Annotated in this window: 13 protein-coding genes and 1 pseudogene; 10 read left to right on the top strand and 4 right to left on the bottom strand. The window is 72.7% G+C overall.

Going from position 1 to position 14,455, the window contains the following annotated elements:
* The first annotated feature begins 124 nt into the window (after nt 1-124).
* From ACFPQ9_RS11505 to ACFPQ9_RS11465, 9 genes and pseudogenes are all read left to right on the top strand, one after another.
* Entirely contained in the window at nt 125-1,105 is a 981-nt protein-coding gene (locus ACFPQ9_RS11505; protein WP_380850784.1) for an alpha/beta hydrolase family protein, read from the top strand.
* A 280-nt stretch (nt 1,106-1,385) separates the two neighbouring features.
* Nucleotides 1,386-2,447, top strand: coding sequence for an alpha/beta hydrolase (locus tag ACFPQ9_RS11500; RefSeq protein WP_380850781.1), 1,062 nt, complete (start codon nt 1,386-1,388; stop codon nt 2,445-2,447).
* Nucleotides 2,440-3,672 carry an acyltransferase family protein gene (locus tag ACFPQ9_RS11495; RefSeq protein WP_380850778.1) on the top strand — a complete coding sequence of 411 codons (1,233 nt, stop codon included), beginning with the start codon at nt 2,440-2,442 and terminating at the stop codon, nt 3,670-3,672. Before ACFPQ9_RS11500 ends, ACFPQ9_RS11495 begins: the two co-directional genes overlap by 8 nt.
* Nucleotides 3,665-5,023: pseudogene (locus tag ACFPQ9_RS11490) on the top strand (sensor histidine kinase); the annotation flags it as partial. The gene ACFPQ9_RS11495 and the pseudogene ACFPQ9_RS11490, both read left to right, overlap by 8 nt.
* Before the next feature lie 413 nt (nt 5,024-5,436).
* Nucleotides 5,437-6,111, top strand: coding sequence for a response regulator (locus ACFPQ9_RS11485; protein ID WP_380850772.1), 675 nt, complete (start codon nt 5,437-5,439; stop codon nt 6,109-6,111).
* Nucleotides 6,112-6,221: 110 nt separating this feature from the next.
* Nucleotides 6,222-7,562 (top strand): sensor histidine kinase, encoded by a 1,341-nt coding sequence (locus tag ACFPQ9_RS11480; RefSeq protein WP_380850769.1) that lies wholly within the window; start codon nt 6,222-6,224, stop codon nt 7,560-7,562.
* Nucleotides 7,559-8,224: a response regulator gene (locus ACFPQ9_RS11475; RefSeq protein ID WP_380850766.1), complete on the top strand. Its 666-nt coding sequence runs from the start codon at nt 7,559-7,561 to the stop codon at nt 8,222-8,224. Before ACFPQ9_RS11480 ends, ACFPQ9_RS11475 begins: the two co-directional genes overlap by 4 nt.
* Before the next feature lie 64 nt (nt 8,225-8,288).
* A complete protein-coding gene (locus tag ACFPQ9_RS11470) occupies nt 8,289-8,726 on the top strand; it encodes a VOC family protein (protein ID WP_380850763.1) in 438 nt (145 codons plus the stop codon).
* A gap of 41 nt (nt 8,727-8,767) precedes the next feature.
* A complete protein-coding gene (locus tag ACFPQ9_RS11465; RefSeq protein WP_380850760.1) occupies nt 8,768-9,991 on the top strand; it encodes a cytochrome P450 in 1,224 nt (407 codons plus the stop codon).
* A gap of 13 nt (nt 9,992-10,004) precedes the next feature.
* Here the strand turns inward: ACFPQ9_RS11465 and ACFPQ9_RS11460 are convergent, their stop codons facing one another.
* The 3 genes from ACFPQ9_RS11460 to ACFPQ9_RS11450 form a co-directional block, all read right to left on the bottom strand.
* Nucleotides 10,005-10,280, bottom strand: a complete 276-nt coding sequence (locus ACFPQ9_RS11460) for a hypothetical protein (protein WP_380850757.1) — start codon at nt 10,278-10,280, stop codon at nt 10,005-10,007.
* A 73-nt stretch (nt 10,281-10,353) separates the two neighbouring features.
* Nucleotides 10,354-11,958, bottom strand: a complete 1,605-nt coding sequence (locus ACFPQ9_RS11455; RefSeq protein WP_380850754.1) for an ABC transporter permease — start codon at nt 11,956-11,958, stop codon at nt 10,354-10,356.
* Entirely contained in the window at nt 11,955-12,857 is a 903-nt protein-coding gene (locus ACFPQ9_RS11450; RefSeq protein ID WP_380850751.1) for an ABC transporter ATP-binding protein, read from the bottom strand. Before ACFPQ9_RS11450 ends, ACFPQ9_RS11455 begins: the two co-directional genes overlap by 4 nt.
* A 114-nt stretch (nt 12,858-12,971) precedes the next feature.
* On the opposite strand from ACFPQ9_RS11450, the gene ACFPQ9_RS11445 reads away from it, so the two are divergent.
* Nucleotides 12,972-13,481 carry a GbsR/MarR family transcriptional regulator gene (locus ACFPQ9_RS11445; RefSeq protein ID WP_380850748.1) on the top strand — a complete coding sequence of 170 codons (510 nt, stop codon included), beginning with the start codon at nt 12,972-12,974 and terminating at the stop codon, nt 13,479-13,481.
* 4 nt (nt 13,482-13,485) lie between these two features.
* Here ACFPQ9_RS11445 and ACFPQ9_RS11440 read toward each other — a convergent pair whose 3' ends face one another.
* Nucleotides 13,486-14,346, bottom strand: coding sequence for a diacylglycerol kinase family protein (locus tag ACFPQ9_RS11440; RefSeq protein WP_380850745.1), 861 nt, complete (start codon nt 14,344-14,346; stop codon nt 13,486-13,488).
* Nucleotides 14,347-14,455: the final 109 nt, after the last annotated feature.

The raw sequence follows: 14,455 nt of genomic DNA, 5'->3' as shown, positions 1-14,455 counted from the left end.
TAGAACCGTTTACTCCTCACCGAGCGTGACATCCGCCTGTCGGCGCACGTGACGGGCCTGGTACCGTCCCCGCCAACGGCCGAATTCGAGGTCCAATTCCGTTTCGTCGCTGAGAGGTTGGAGCATGCCGGACGACGCCGCAGCTGCCCGGGACGCCGCCGAGGAGCAGTCGGCCTTCTCCCACCCGCCCGTCGATCCCGACGCCATTGCCTCCTACGGCGACCACCCCGACCAGGTGATCGACTTCTACGCGCCCCGCGGCGAGACCGTGCCGGGCGTGCCGGCCCCGCTGGTCGTCCTCCTGCACGGCGGGGCGTGGCGCGCGCCGTACGACCGCCGACATGTCACGCCGCTCGCGGACTTCCTGGCGCGACGGGGGTTCGCCGTGGCGAATGTGGAGTATCGGCGGGGGGATGGGGGTGTGGCGGGGGGCGGTCCTGGCGGTGTTGCGGGTTCTGCGGATGCGTCCGGAGTGGCAGGGGGCGGTTCGGCCGGTGTTGCAGGTTCTGCGGGTCCTGCGGATTCGGCCGGTGGCGAGGCCGTCGCCGGGCGGTGGCCGGACACCTTCGACGACGTCGCCGCCGCTGTGGATGCGTTGCCGGCGCTCGTGCGGGAGGCGCTCCCGCAGGCCGACGCGCGTCGGACGGTGCTCGTCGGCCACTCCGCCGGCGGCCACCTGGCGCTGTGGGTGGCGGCCCGCCACGTCCTGCCGGCGGACGCGCCTTGGCGCACCGACAGGCCCGTGCCCCTGCGGGGCGTGGTCGCCCTGGCGCCGATCGCCGACTTCACGGTCGCCGACAAGCTGGACGTGTGCGGGGGTGCCACGCGTCAACTCCTGGGCGGAGGCGTGGAGTTCGCGGAACGCCAGCCGTACGCCGACCCCGCCTTCCTGCTCCCGACGGGCATCGCGACGACACTCGTCCAGGGCCGCACGGACATCGTGGTCCCGCCGGCGGTCGCCGAGTCGTACGCGGACGCGGCGGCGAAGGCGGGAGAGGTGGTCGGTCTGACGCTGCTGGAGGACGTGGGCCATTTCCCGCTGATCGATCCTGCCGCGGACGCGTGTGCCGTGGTGGTGGAGGAGATCGCGCAGCTGGCGTGGTGACGCCTGGCGGTGCGGCCCGCGTGCCCTCTCATAACGCGGCCCCTCATGACCTGGCCCTCACAACCCGTCCCCTCGTGCCCTCTCATGACCCGGCCCTCACAACCGTCCCCTCGTGCCCCCTCATGGCCCGGCCCCTCATGACCCGGCCCCCTCATACCCGTAGTACTTGAGAGCTACGTCGCAGATGAGCTCCCTGGCGTGACGCGGACGACGAGTCCGGATCCGTAACTTCCCCACCAGACAGGCCCGATGGCCGGGCGGACTGGAAGGGAACAGGACCATGGGGTGTTCGACGGGGGCCGGCGCGGTCGGCGGGGCCGACGGGGCCAGCGGGCTCGGGCCGGGTGAGCCGACCAAGGGCCGCCGTACTCATCGATGGCGCCGGGCGCTGCTCGCCTGTGTGATCACCGGCGCCGTGGTCGTCCCGCTGTCCGGCGCCGCGCGCGCCGAGATCCCCGCCCCGGCCCCCGCCACCCTCGCCCCGATGACGGCGGCGACGCTGGAGCGGACGTACGAGGCCAACCGTGCCAACGCCGCCGAGGCGTCCCGCATGGCCGCGGAGCACGGCGACCGGGAGCGCGCCGCCGCGGATCGCGAGATGGCCGACCCCTCTCGCCGCTTCCTAGCCTTCGACGGCCGTGGCTTCGGCCTCGCGACGGAGGTCTTCGGCGACCTGGCCCACGCCGACCGCATCGCCGTCCTGGTCCCGGGCTCCGACACGTCCATCGACACCTACGACCGCTTCCGCGACACCGCCCGCGCCCTGCACGATCGGCTCACCCGGGAGGCCCCGCGGGGTACAGGCACCGCGGTCGTGGCCTGGCTCGGCTACGAAACACCGGGCACGGTCAGCACGACGGTCACGACGACGGACCGGGCCGAGCAGGCGGCCCCGGAACTGCGTGAGTTCATACGGCAGTTGCGTGGGCTCGCGGCCGACGAGGGGACCGGGACGCCGGGGAAGCGGCGTATCGCTCTCCTCTGCCACTCCTACGGCTCCGTGGTCTGCGGCCGCGCCGCGTCCCGTCTGGACGTGGACGACATCGCCCTGGTCGGCAGCCCCGGCACCGGCGTGGACACCGCCGCGGCCCTGCACACCCGGGCCCGTGTCTGGGCGGCCCGCGGCGGTGAGGACTGGGTGGCCGAGGTCCCGCACATCAGGCTCGACATCCTCGGCACGACCGTCGGCTTCGGCACCGACCCGATGTCCCCGTCCTTCGGCGCCCGGGTCTTCGCGGCGGGCGACGGCGGCCACAGCGACTACTTCCGGCCGGGATCGACGTCCCTGGCGAACCTGACCCGCATCGTCCTGGGCGAGACCTCGGAGGTGACCCATGGCTGAGCCGAGGCGGACCGCACGTCCCGGGGGCGTGTGGCGGGGCATAGGCCGGGGCGCCGCCCAGGTCGATGCCGCCACCGCCGGTGACCGGGACCGTGCCGTTGACGCCCTGCGGGCCTTCGCCATCCTCGGCGTGGTCCTCGGCCACTGGCTGGTCACGGCCCTGGTGGCGGACGGCGACGGAGGGGGCCTGCGCACCGCGAGCCCGCTGCACGACATGCCCTGGCTGGCCCCGATCTCCTGGGTCTTCCAGACCCTCGCCGTGTTCTTCCTGGTCGGCGGCCATGTGGCGACCCGCGGCTACACGTCGGCCCGCAAGCGCGGCACCACCTACGGGCAGTGGCTGGCCTCCCGGCTGTCCCGACTGTTCAAACCGGTGGCGGCCGTCCTCACCCTGTGGACGGTGGCATCTGTTCTCCTCCTGCTCTCGGGCACGGAGCCGGCCACGATCCACACCCTGCTCAAACTGGCCCTGTCCCCCTTGTGGTTCCTGCTGGTCTTCGCGGCGCTGACGGCGGCGACACCGCTCCTGCGCCGCCTTCACCCGCTGTGGGCCCTGGCCGTCGTCCTCCATGTCGACCTGCTGCGCTTCGGTCTGGGCGCCCCCGGCTGGCTCGGCTGGGTGAACCTGGCGGCGGGCTGGCTGGTGCCGTTCACCGTGGGCGCGGCCTGGACCCGGGGCGAGCTGGAGCGTCGGCGCGCGGGCTGGATCCTGCTGACCGGCGGGACCGCGGCGACGGCGGCGCTGGTCTCCTGGGCGGGCTATCCGGCGTCCATGGTCGGCGTCCCCGGCGCCGGTGTCTCCAACCTCAACCCGCCGACGCTGGCCGCCGTCACCTTCGGCCTGGCCCAGTGCGGGTTGGCGCTGCTCCTGCGCGAGCCGCTGCGCCGCGCGATGCGCCGCCCGTTGGCCTGGGCCGCGGTGGCGCTGCTCAACCTTTCCGCGATGACGGTCTTCCTCTGGCACCAGACGGCCCTGATGGCCACCACGGCCACCGCCCTGACGGCCGGTCACCTCCCCGGCCTGCACACCGCCCCCGACAACCTCGCGTGGGTGGCGGCCCGCCTGGCCTGGCTCCCCGTGTTCGCGGTGGCCCTGGCCGTGTGCTGGACGGCGTTCCGCGGCTACGAGCAGGGCCCGCGCCGTGCGAAGGGCCATGCGTCCCGGGTGGTCCGCACCCACCGTTCCGATGAAAGCCGCAAAACGAAGGCCCAGAACCATGCTTAGGGTGAGCCACGTGAACGAAGAGGAGGCCTCGACCCCGCGACCCGCGCCCGCCGACCCCGACGCGGCCGAAGGGCCGGTGCCACCCGACACCCGCACCGAACGACCCCGCCGAGCCCACCCCCGTGCCCACCTCCGCAAACCCTTCGGCACGACCTGGCTCCGCTGGCTGACGATCCTGCTCACCGTCTGGATCGCCCTGGGCGTCTCCCTGGCCGGCGGCAACGAACTCAGCTCGAGCTACGACCTGAGCACGGCCCACGGTCTGGTCGCCGGTTTCGCCCTCGGCCTGACCCTCGTCCTCGCGCTGTGGCGCCCCACCGAGGCATGGGCCCTGAACCTGTCGGCCGCGGTCGTCATCGCCCTCGTCGCCCGCCCCCACCTCGCGGAGACCGCGCCCCCCGGCCCCAACTGGCCCTGGAGCACCCCCGCGGTCCTGGCCCACGCCACGGTCCTGCTGCTCCTGGCGCTCCGCGTCCGTACCCGCAATGCCGTGGCGGCCCTCGCGGCGACGGGCCTGGCCACGTTCCTCCTTCAGGGCGTCATCGGCGGGCAGCGCTACTCCGGCACCGGCACCACGGCGGTGGCCGTCTTCGCGGTGGCCGTCCTGGTCGGCACCGCCCTGCGCGGCCGCAAGGAAGCCCGCACCCAGCTCGTCGAGCAGGAGACCCTCACCGCGTCCGAACGCGCCCAGCGCACCCTCCTGGAGGAGCGCAGCCGGATCGCCCGCGAACTGCACGACGTGGTCGCCCACCACATGTCGGTCATCTCCATCCAAGCCCAGGTCGCCCCCCATCTCGTCGAGAACCCGTCCGACGAACTGAAGGAGAACCTGGAGGGCATCCGCCAGAACGCCCTGGACGCCCTGACCGAACTCCGCCGCGTCCTCGGAGTGCTGCGCTCGGAACACCCCGACGTCCCGGACGGCCTGGACCCGACGGGGACCGACACCGGCGCCAACGCCGCCCCGCACGCCCCGCAACCCACCCTCGACCGGCTGGAAGCCCTGGTGGACAACATCCGGGGCGCCGGACTGACCGTGACCCTCGACATCACCGGGCGACGCCGCGCGCTGCCGCCCGGCGTGGAGCTCTCGGCGTACCGGATCGTGCAGGAGGCGCTGAGCAACGTCCTGCGCCACGCCCCCGGCGCGACGGCCCGTGTCTGCGTCGCCTACGAACCCCGCGCCGTGAGCGTGTGGGTCGTCAACTCGGCACCGCAGTGGCCGGCGCCACCGTCACCCGGCGCGGGTCACGGCCTGCTCGGCATGCGGGAGCGGGCCTCGATGCTCGGCGGCACCCTGTCGGCGTACCCGGCGCGGGAGGGCGGCTACGTGGTGAGCGCCTACCTCCCCGCCTACCCGCGCATCGAGGGCCTCGCCTACGTACCGCAGGACACCAGGCACGCCGACAACGCGAAGGCATTCCCCCGAACCACCGACCACCCACCGACCACCGGCTCGACCGGTGAAGCCCCGACCACCGCCGCCCCGACCACCGGCTCGACCGGTGAAGCCCCGACCACCGCCGCCCCGACCACCGGCTCGACCGGCGAAGCCCCGGGCACCGGCCATCCGACCTCCGGCGGCCCGACCGCCGGCCCTCCGACCTCCGGCGGCCCGACCGCCGGCCATCCGACCTCCGGCGGCCCGACCGCCGGCCCTCCGACCTCCGGCGGCTCGACCACCGAAGCCCCGACCCCTCACAACCCTGACCCCGCCCCTGACTCCGACCCCGACCCTCACCACCCCGACAAGGACGGCACCGCATGACGAGCAGCCCCATCCGCGTAGTCATCGCCGACGACCAGCAGATGGTCCGGCAGGGATTCTCCGTGCTGCTCAACACCAAGCCCGACATCGACGTGATCGGTCAGGCGGTGGACGGCATGGACGCGGTCGCGAAGGTCGCCGAGCTCGGGCCGGACGTCGTCCTGATGGACATCCGCATGCCGGAGCTCGGCGGCATCGAGGCCACCCGCCGGATCACCACCACGGATCCGCACATCAAGGTGCTGGTGCTGACGACGTTCGACCTCGACGAGTACGTCTACGAGGCGCTGCGCGCGGGCGCCTCGGGCTTCTTGCTGAAGGACGCCTCCGCCGACCAGCTGGCCGAGGCGGTCCGGGTCGTGGCGGCCGGCGACGCCCTCCTCGCGCCCGGCATCACCCGCCGTCTGATCGGCGAGTTCTGCCGGATGGACGGTCGGCCGCGCACCCCGCTCAAGGCACGCGTCGCCGACCTGACCGAACGCGAGACGGAGGTACTCGCCCTGATCGCGCAGGGCCTGTCGAACGCGGAGATCGCCGAGCGCCTCGTCGTGGCCGAGCAGACGGTGAAGACCCACGTGGGCCGGATCCTGGTGAAGCTGGGGCTGCGGGACCGTACGCAGGCGGCGGTGTTCGCGTTCGAGTCGGGTGTGGTGCGGCCCACGGGCTACTGACGCGGAACCGGCACGACCAGCGGTGATACCCGTAGTACCTGAGATGGACCTGCGGGAACCCCTCTCACTGGGGACGACCGCGACACCCCTCGGCGCCTACCGTTCTGTACGTGACCGAGACGACTCAGATGCCGACCCCGCCCCCGGGGGACGGTGCCAAGCCGCGCAGCCCGGAGTTCCGGCTGGCCGCGGACGCCATGCGCGGGCTGCGGCAGGACCTGTTCCACGACGCCTTCGCCTACCGCCCGATGTCCCGCATGAGGGTCGACGGCCCCGTGACCAGGCGACTTCCCGGCCGGCTGCGCGAGTACGCGGCCTGGACGCCGCACGCGATGCTCACCGGTGTCGCCCTGCTCACGCTGGCCATCGCGACCGTCGACACCGGCGGTGCGGCCCTGGTGCTCGGTCCGGTCGCCGTGATCCCGATCCTGCTGAGCATGGTCCGGCCGATCGGGGCGTTCTGGGCGTCCATGGCGGCCACCCCGCTCACGGTGGTCTTCGGCGGCTCGATGGGCGACTGGCCGTGGCCGCCCGCGGCCTTCGTCTGCCACCTGACCGTGCTGACGGTGGTGGCGATACGCACCCGACCGCGTACGGCGGCGTACATGTGGGCCGTCACCGGGGCGTACGGCTTCCTGGCGGAGGTGGTGTTCGGTCCCGGTCACTACTACGGCACCAACACCGGCCCCATGATGATCGTCTCCGCGCTGGTCCTGCTGGTCGTCGCCGTCTGGCACACCCGCCGGGAGGCCCGCCAGGAGGTGACCGCCCAGCAGACCGTGACCGCGCACGAGCGCTCCCGGCGCACCCTGCTGGAGGAGCGCACGAACATCGCCCGTGAGCTGCACGACGTGGTCGCCCACCACATGTCGGTCGTCGCCATCCAGGCGGAGGCCGCCCCCTACCGGGTGGAGAACCCGCCGCCGGAGCTGGAGCGGGCCTTCGCGACCATCCGGGAGAACGCGGTGGCGGCGCTGACCGAGCTGCGCCGGGTCCTGGGCGTCGTCCGGGCCGAGGACTACGAGGCCCCGGACGCCCCGCAGCCGACCCTCGCCGACCTGGAGGGGCTGCTGGCGAACGTGCGGGACGCGGGGCTGAGCGTCGAGAAGGCGATCACGGGCGCGGCGCGTGAGCTGCCGCCCGGGGTGGAGCTGTCGGCGTACCGGATCGTGCAGGAGGCGCTCAGCAACAGCCTGCGGCACGCGCCCGGCGCGCCCGCCCGGGTGGAGGTCGCCTATGTCCTCGGCGGTCTCGGTCTGCGCATAGTCAACGGCCCGCCGCCCGCGCCGGCCCTCGTCAAGCCCTCACCGGGCGCCGGGCACGGCATCACCGGGATGCGGGAGCGGGTCTCCATGCTGAACGGCGAGATGACGGCGGACAGAACGGCCGACGGTGGCTACGAGGTGACGGTGTTCCTGCCGGTCTCCATGACGACTGAGGACGGCTCATGACCATCCGCGTGCTGATCGCGGACGATCAGATGATGGTGCGCGAGGGCTTCTCGGTCCTGCTCAACGCGATGCCGGACATCGAGGTCGTCGGCGAGGCGGTCAACGGTCGGCAGGCGGTGGAGCGGGTCCGTGAACTCACCCCGGACGTCGTGCTGATGGACATCCGTATGCCGGAGCTGAACGGCATCGAGGCGACCCGCGAGATCGTCGCGGCGGACGGCGCCGCCAAGGTGCTGGTGCTGACCACGTTCGACCTCGACGAGTACGTGTACCAGGCGCTTCGGGCGGGAGCCTCCGGCTTCCTGCTGAAGGACGCCTCGGCGCGTCAGCTCGCCGACGGCGTGCGGGTGGTCGCGGCCGGCGAGGCGCTGCTCGCGCCCTCGATCACCAAGCGGCTGATCACGGAGTTCTCGAAGATGTCCGACTCCCCGCGGCTGATGCCCTCGGCGCACGCGGCGTACGGGGATCTGACCGAGCGGGAGACGGAGGTGCTGGTGCTGATCGCGCAGGGCCTGTCGAACTCGGAGATCGCCGAGCGGCTGGTGGTCGCGGAGTCGACGATCAAGACCCATGTCAGCCGGATCCTGGTGAAGCTGGGGCTGCGTGACCGTACGCAGGCGGCGGTGTTCGCCTACGAGGCCCGGCTGGTCACGCCGGGCTGAGGCACCGGGCCCGGAACAGGCGCCATGCACGCCCCATCCAGGCCCCACGCCTACGGTGGGGAACATGGAACAGCGCATCACTCTGATCACGCTGGGAGTCTCCGATCTCGCCCGGTCGAAGGCCTTCTACGAGGCGTTGGGCTGGCGCGGGCAGGAGGTCGAGGAGACCGTCTTCTTCCAGGCGGGCGGTCTCGGGCTGGTGCTGTGGGGCCGGGACAAGCTGGCCCGGGACTGCGGCCTGGAGCCCGGCCCGCCGACGACCGGCTTCGGGGGCATCGCCCTCGCGCACAACGTCCGGTCCGAGGCGGAGGTCGACGCCCTGCTCGCGGCGGTGGAACGGGCCGGCGGGACGGTCACCAAGCCCGCGGCGGTCAACGCGATCGGCTTCTACTCCAGCGCGTTCGTCGACCCCGACGGCCACGCCTGGGAGGTCGCCCACAACCCCGGGTTCCCGCTCGCCGAGGACGGCACGGTCACTCTCCCGGACTTCGGCACGCTCTAGGGCCCTGGTCAGACCGGGGGAGGCCGGGCTAACGTCCCGGCATGGCAGCTCCCTCCGCCCTCGCCTTCGACCCGTGGGACCCGGCCTTCCTCGCCGACCCGTACCCGGCCTACGCCGAGCTGCGGGCCCGGGGCCGGGTGCACTACTTCGAGCCCACGAACCAGTGGCTGGTCCCGCACCACGCGGACGTCTCGGCGTTGCTGCGCGACCGGCGCCTGGGCCGCACGTACCAGCACCGCTTCACGCACGAGGACTTCGGCCGTACCGCGCCGCCCGCGGAGCACGAGCCGTTCCACGTCCTGAACGACCACGGGATGCTGGACCTGGAGCCGCCGGACCACACCCGGATCCGCCGGCTGGTGTCGAAGGCGTTCACGCCGCGTACGGTGGAGCGGCTGAGGCCGTACGTCGACCGGCTGGCGGGCGAGCTGGTGTCCGGCCTGGTCGAGGCGGGCGGCGGTGACCTGCTGACGGACGTCGCGGAGCCGCTGCCGGTGGCGGTGATCGCGGAGATGCTGGGCATCCCGGCGTCCGACCGGGCCCCCCTTCGCCCCTGGTCGGCCGACATCTGCGGGATGTACGAGCTGAACCCGTCGCAGGAGACGGCGCAGAAGGCGGTGCGGGCGTCGGTGGAGTTCTCGGACTATCTCCGGGAGCTGATCGCGGCTCGCCGCAAGGAGCCCGGGGACGACCTGATCTCGGGCCTGATCGCGGCGCACGACGAGGACGACGACCGGCTCACCGAGCAGGAGATGATCTCCACGGCGGTCCTCCTGCTCAACGCCGGCCACGAGGCCACGGTGAACGCCACGGTCAACGGCTGGTGGGCGCTGTTCCGCAACCCCGACCAGCTGGCGGCCCTGCGCGCGGACCACTCCCTGATCCCGTCCGCGATCGAGGAGCTGATGCGCTACGACACCCCGCTCCAGCTCTTCGAACGCTGGGTCCTGGACGAGATCGAGATCGACGGCACGACCATCCCGCGCGGCGCGGAGATCGCCATGCTCTTCGGCTCCGCCAACCATGACCCGGGCGTCTTCCGGGCCCCGGAGAACCTCGATCTCACCCGCGAGGAGAACCCCCACATCTCCTTCAGCGCGGGCATTCACTACTGCATCGGCGCACCCCTGGCCCGGATCGAGCTCGCGGCGTCCATGACGGCCCTCCTGGAACAGGCCCCGACCCTCAGGGCGGCGGCGGAACCCGACCGCAAGCCGAACTTCGTGATCCGGGGGCTGGAAGGGCTTCGGGTGGAGGTGGCCTGAGAGGCGGGTGCGTTCACTCCCTCCGGCAGTCCTTCCGGCGGCCGGTCAGGCGGAGGGCGAGCGCGCAGGCCAGAGCCGGTATCAGCGCTCCGGCCGAGGCGACCAGGCGCAGTTCGGTCAGCGCGGCCAGGTAGTCGGTGCCCTCGCCCTCGAAGCCGGCACCCAGATGGCGGCGGGTGCGGTCCGAGGAGGCCCAGGCGAGCATGGCCGCCGTCGCGCCGACCGCCGACAGCAGGCATCCGCCGCAGGTCAGGGCAGTGTGCGGGTTTCGTGGATCTCGCTGGGCCATGACCACAGGGACGCGCCGGGCCCCTCCCCGGTTCTGTGCCGGGGAGCGGCCCTCGATGTCGGCTCCCGATGGGTCAGGTCGTCATGTCCCGACGCCGCAACCCCGCGAGCCCGGCGGCGACCAGTCCCGCCGCCAGCGCCAGCAGGGTCAGCACCGGCCCCCACTCCATCCCGCCGCCCGGCAGCTTCGGCAGATGTCCGAACGGGGACAGGTCCAGCACGGCCTGCGGCACGTCCAGTGCCGGGCCCACCCAGCCGATCAGCAGGACCGCCCCGGCGACGCCCCACGCCGCCATCGCCGCTCGCGGGAGCACGCCGTAGAGCAGGACCGCCAGGCCGCCCACGACCCACACCGCCGGGAGCTGGACCAGGCAGGCGCCCAGGATCGGGCCGATCTCCTTGCCGTAGCCGACGGCGAAGCCCAGGCCGGCCAGGAGCATGATCAGGGCGGAGCCGGCGAAGGCGATCACGAGATGGCCCGCGGCCCAGCGCAGCCGGCCCACCGCGTTCGCCAGGATCGGCTCCGCCCGCATCGACGTTTCCTCGCCGTGCAGACGCAGCACCGACGCCACCACATACAGCGCGGCGATCAGGCCCAGCATGCCGACCATCGACGCCAGGAAGGCGTCCGTCAGGCCCGACTGGCCGCCCATGCGCTCGAAGATCTCGCGGGCGTTGTCGTTGTCGCCGACCAGGTCGGCCGCGCCCTCCGTCAGACCGCCGTAGACGACCCCGGCGAGGAAGAAGCCGATCGACCAGCCGAAGACGCTGCCGCGCTGCAACCGCCAGGCCAGCGCGCCCGCGGTGCCGAGGCGGCCGAGCGCCGGGCCCGGACGGGCGGGCAGGAAGCTCATCCCCACGTCCCGACGGCCGGCGAGTTCGTACGCCACCACGCCCTGCGCCAAAGCCGCCCCCGCGAACAGCAGCAGTACCCACCACCGCTCCGCCGCGAACGGCCGCAGGTTCTCCAGCCAGCCCAGCGGTGACACCCACGTCAGTGCCGACGAGCCGTCGTCCGACGCCGAGTCGCCCGCCGCGCGCAGGACGAACGCCGCGCCCAGCAGCCCGGCCGTCAGCCCCCGCGCCAGCCTCGCGCTCTCCGTGAACTGGCCGACGATCGCCGCCAGCGTGGCGAAGACCATGCCGACCCCGGCGAGGCCGAGACCGAAGGCCAGTGCCCCGGTGGCACCCTGGCCCGCCAGGCCGGCGGTCACCAGCAACGCCAGTACGCCGTTCGCCACCGCCGCCGTCAGCAGCGCGGCCGTGAGCGAGGCCCTGCGGCCCACCATCCCGGAGGCCACGAGCTCCTGACGGCCGCTCTCCTCCTCGTCCCGGGTGTGCCGTACGACCAGGAGGATGCTGACCACGGCCGCGAGCGCGCCCGCGTACACGCCGACGCGCCACGCCGTCAGCGCGCCGATCGAGTCGTCGAAGACCGGGCCGATCAGTGCGCGGAAGGAGGCGTTGGTCGCGGTGTTCTGGATGAGGTCCGCGCGTTCGGCGGGGGTGGCGTACAGGTTCTCCAGCGTGTTCGGCATGGAGAGGATCATCAGTGCGTTCACGCCGACCCAGACCGGGATCATCACGCGGTCCCGGCGCAGGGCGAAGCGCAGGAGGGTGCCGGTGCCGGCGAGCTGGCGGGTTCCCGCCGGCCGTACCTTCAAAGCCGTCGCGGTCACTTGGTCACCTCCGCCATGTCCGCCTGGTAGTGCCGCAGGAACAGCTCCTCCAGCGTGGGCGGCGTCGAGGTGAGCGACCGTACGCCGGACTCGCTGAGCGAGCGCAGTACGGCGTCGAGCTTGTCGGTGTCGACCTGGAGGCGGACGCGCTGTCCCTGTACGTCGAGGTCGTGGACGCCGGGGAGGTGGGACAGTCCGTTGGGCGGGCCCGCCAGTTCGGCGGTGACGCTCGTGCGCGTCAGGTGGCGCAGGTCGGCCAGCGACCCGCTCTCGACCGTACGGCCCTTGCGGATGATGCTGACCCGGTCGCAGAGCTCCTCCACCTCGCTGAGGATGTGCGACGAAAGCAGGATGGTGCGGCCCCTGTCCCGCTCCTCCTCCACACAGCGCTGGAAGACCTCCTCCATGAGCGGGTCCAGGCCCGAGGTCGGCTCGTCGAGGATCAGCAGGTCGACGTCCGAGGCGAAGGCGGCGACGAGGGCGACCTTCTGGCGGTTGCCCTTCGAGTACGTGCGGCCCTTCTTCGTCGGGTCCAGCTCGAAGCGTTCGATCAGGTCGGCGCGGCGCCGGGCATCCAACCCGCCGCGGAGGCGGCCGTAGAGATCGATGACCTCACCGCCCGACAGGTTCCGCCACAGCGTCACGTCCCCCGGCACGTAGGCGATCCGGCGGTGCACCTCCACCGCGTCCGTCCAGGGGTCGCGGCCGAGTACCTGGGCGCCGCCGGAGTCGGCCCGCAGCAGGCCGAGCAGGACACGGATGGTGGTGGACTTGCCGGCGCCGTTGGGGCCGAGGAAGCCATGGACCTCGCCCGTCTCGACCTCCAGGTCGAGGCCGTCCAGTGCGTGCGTCCTGCCGAACGACTTGTGCAGTCCGGAGACGGTGATTGCCTTCGTCATGCTTCAGAACGTACGCTTCTTTCAGAAATTTGTGAAGTTAAGGAAACGTATAAACCGCGGATAGACTCGGGGGCGGCGCGCGAGCAGGGCGGACGCAGGGGAGATGATCTACGGATGATGGAACCGAGTGAGGCGGGGCGGGACCCCGAGGCGGTGTCGAAGTTCGTGGAGGCCTTCGCCGCGCAGCTCGTCGAGGCCGGGATGCAGCGCATGGCGGCGCGCGTCTTCGCCGCGCTGCTCGCGTCCGACTCCGGCACCATGAGCTCCGCCGAGCTCGGCGAACAGCTCCAGGTCAGCCCCGCCGCGATCTCCGGCGCGGTGCGCTATCTCGCGCAGGTCCACATGGTCTCCCGCGAGCGCGAACCGGGCTCGCGGCGCGAACGCTACCGCGTGCACAGCGACCAGTGGTACGAGGCGCTGACCAACCGCGACGCCATCCTCAGGCGCTGGGGCCAGACCCTGCGCGAGGGCGTCGACAGCCTCGGCCCGGCGACCCCCGGCGGCCGGCGCATCGCCGAGACACTCGCCTTCTTCGAGTATCTGGAGGGCGAGATCGCCCAGCTGATGGAACGCTGGCGCGAGCACCGTGACCGGACCTTCGGCACGGGACACGGCACTCCCTAGGCCCTCACCGGCCCGGCAGCACCAGCCGCAGCGCGCCTTCCCGCACCGTCCAGGTCCGCCTGCGCACCGGTCCGGAGACGGCCGTGTCCGCGCGGTAGCGGAAATGCGCGCCCGACACGGTCACCGTGCGGCCCTCGGCGCGCAGCGCGGACGCCTCCGCGCCCACCGAGGCCGGCCGTACCTCCACCTCGGCCACGCCCGCGATCCCCGGCGTCACCGACACCCCCTCCACCGGCTGGTCGAGATCCACCAGCGTCGCCCCGTCGACCTCGACGCGCAGCCGCGACGGTCCGGGAGAGGCGGCCGGGGACGCGCTCCGCGGCGGTACCAGCGTCCGTACGAGCGAGTGGTACGTCCGCAGCCACGGCCGCGCGGTACCAGGGCCCACCGCGGTGGCCCCGTCCGGCGCGGCCGGGTCCCGTATCGGAGGGATCCGCAGCCCGCCCAGCACCACGCCGTCGCTGTCGTCCACGAGCAGATCCAGCCGTCGCTCCACGCCGTCCAGGACCGCCCGCGCCGCCGCGACAGCCCCCGTCGGCACCCCCAGGGATCCGGCCAGCGACAGCGCACCGCCGACCGGCACCACCGACAGGGCGCATTCGGCCAGCTGCCGCTGCCGGTGCAGCAGCGCCACCGCCCGCGTCAGCGCCCCGTCGTCGCCGACCACCACCGGTCGGCGCGCCCCGCGCCGGGCCAGCGCCCTGGCGAATTCGTCCGGCCCCTCCGGCAGGCACACTTTCGTCACCGCACCCGCGCTGAGCACGTCTTTCGCGATCCTGACGGACTCGCCGTCCGTCCTCCGGGCGATCGGATCGATCACCACCAGCAGCTGATCGGACATCGCGAAAGTCGCCACCTCGGCCATGCCTCGCTTCCTCGGGTAGCATCTTTGTGCAAGAGCCCCTTGCGCTATTGCGCCAGGGGCTTCGTCTATTCCGGGGCCATCCGGTCCGACGGTTCGCGGCCAATGACGG

The sequence above is a fragment of the Streptomyces coerulescens genome (genome assembly GCF_042657965.1).
In the GTDB taxonomy this organism is placed as follows: Bacteria; Actinomycetota; Actinomycetes; order Streptomycetales; family Streptomycetaceae; genus Streptomyces; species Streptomyces coerulescens.
This window is presented reverse-complemented; position numbering and strand designations above follow the sequence as displayed.